General features: G+C 66.6%; 1 protein-coding gene. It reads right to left on the bottom strand.

Annotated elements, in window-relative coordinates; all coding sequences use genetic code 11:
- The coding region (locus IA22_RS0133745) for a GTP-binding protein (protein ID WP_030125880.1) at positions 1-458 on the bottom strand (458 nt) is incomplete at both ends.

Here is a 458-nt window from a genome sequence, read left to right as displayed (position 1 = left end):
GTCCGGGCCGATCTGGAGTGCTTCGCGTACTTCGTCGGGTGTGTAGGGCTGGTGTCCGTCGAAGCCGTTGAGGGCGATGACGAACGGGAGGCCGCTGTTCTCGAAGTAGTCGACGGCGGGGAAGCAGTCGGCGAGGCGTCGGGTGTCGACGAGGACGACGGCGCCGATGGCGCCGCGGACCAGGTCGTCCCACATGAACCAGAAGCGGTCCTGTCCGGGGGTGCCGAACAGGTAGAGGATCAGGTCCTGGTCCAGGGTGATGCGTCCGAAGTCCATGGCCACGGTGGTGGTGGTCTTGTCCCCGGTGTGGGTCAGGTCGTCGATGCCCGCGGACGCGGACGTCATCACGGCTTCGGTGCGCAGCGGATTGATCTCCGAAACGGCACCGACAAACGTGGTCTTACCCACGCCGAAGCCCCCTGCCACCACGATCTTCGCCGAGGTGGTGGAGCGGGCCG

The sequence above is a fragment of the Kitasatospora papulosa genome (genome assembly GCF_000717245.1).
Lineage (GTDB): Bacteria > Actinomycetota > Actinomycetes > Streptomycetales > Streptomycetaceae > Streptomyces > Streptomyces papulosus.
The sequence above is the reverse complement of the archived record's forward strand: the minus strand, read 5'-3'. Positions and strand labels throughout refer to the sequence as shown.